The sequence below is a fragment of the Actinosynnema sp. NPDC023658 genome (genome assembly GCF_040639995.1).
Taxonomy (GTDB): Bacteria; Actinomycetota; Actinomycetes; order Mycobacteriales; family Pseudonocardiaceae; genus Actinosynnema.
This window is the reverse complement of record NZ_JBFAAX010000899.1, coordinates 1-1,471: the sequence shown is the minus strand read 5'-3', so window position 1 is coordinate 1,471 and position 1,471 is coordinate 1. Positions and strand designations below refer to the sequence as shown.

Sequence of the window (1,471 nt, the reverse complement as noted above, 5' to 3'; positions counted from 1 at the left end):
AGGAGGTCCGCATCCTGCCCGACTCGTCCGGCAACGACATCTCCGCGCACATCACCGGAGCGCCCGAACTGGTCGACGGGCACCGCGGCAAGGCGCTGTACCTGTCCGGGCTGGACGACTTCGTGGAGGTCTACCGCGACCGCAAGCTCGACATCACCGGCACGGCGGTCACCCTGGACGCGTGGGTCAAGCCCGCCGAGTGGAGCGGTGACTTCCGCATCGTCGGCAAGGGCGACCACCAGTACGCGCTGAAGATGAAGACCAGGACGTCGCTGGAGTTCTTCATCCACAGCGGCACCTGGCAGGCCGTGCAGGCCACCGTGCCCGCCGACTTCTACGGCAACTGGCACCGGGTCAGCGGCACCTACGACGGGACCGCGCTGCGCCTCTACATCGACGGCCGCGAGGTGGCGAGCAAGCCGTTCACCGGGGCGATCGACCCGTCGTCGGCCGAGGTGAACATCGGGCGCGACTTCGAGACGTCCTGGAACGACCCGTCCAACGTCGGGCGGATGGCCCACGGCACGGTGGACGACGTCCGGATCTACGACCGGTCCCTGACCCCGGCCGAGCTGAACGCGGCCGAGCCCGTCGGCGGCGCGGTGCTGGCGCTGGACTTCGACCGCGTCGAGGAGCACGGCACGCACCTGTCCTACGGCTCCAGCCTGTCCGGCCTCGACGGCCTGATCAGCCCGGACCGCCACGCCCAGCCCGAGACCGCGCAGATGGCGTGGGCGCAGCAACCACTGCGGTTCCGCTACGCCGACGGCGTGCTGTCGGTGCTCAACGAACGCCAGTTCAGCGGCACCGACGAACTGGACCTGCGGTGGGAGGTCACCGAGGGCTCGCGGGTCGTGACGAGCGGGCGGCAGCCGCTGCGCGTGGCGGCGAACTCGACCGGCACCATCCGGATCCCCGCGCCCCCGAACCCGGCCGACCGCGAGCGGTTCCTCACCGTCGAGGCGGTCACCACGGCGGCACGACCGATGATCCCGGCCGGGCACGTGCAGGCGCACGACCAGTTCCCGTTGGGCGGCACGAAGGTCCCGGGCCTCACCGAGGCGCCTGCGGGCGGCCGGGCGACCGTCACGACCGACGACACCGGCGCGGTCACCGCGGCGGCCCAGGGCGTGAACTACACGGTGGACAAGAAGACCGGCATGCTGTCGTCGATCAAGGTCCGCGACCGCGAACTGCTCGCCGGCGGACCGAAGCTCGACGCGTGGCGCGCGCCGATCAGCAACGAGACGTTCAAGTGGGGCAACGCGGAGGGCGAGGACTGGCGCCGGGTCGGGCTGGACCGGCTCGCCACCACCGTCACCGGCGTCCGCGTGGAACCGGCCGACACCGGTGTGCGCGTCGTCGTGGACAGCCGGGTGGCCGCACCGGACGTCACCGGCGCGTGGTTCGACCAGACCATGACCTACACCGTCGAACGCGGTGGCACGCTGCGGCTCGGGCACAAGGTCAC

At 71.4% G+C, this 1,471-nt stretch carries 1 protein-coding gene; it reads left to right on the top strand.

Annotation, left to right across the window (positions count from 1 at the left end):
* Positions 1-1,471, top strand: a 1,471-nt coding sequence (locus tag AB0G02_RS36140; protein WP_360803759.1) for a LamG-like jellyroll fold domain-containing protein, incomplete at both ends; no start/stop codon positions are given.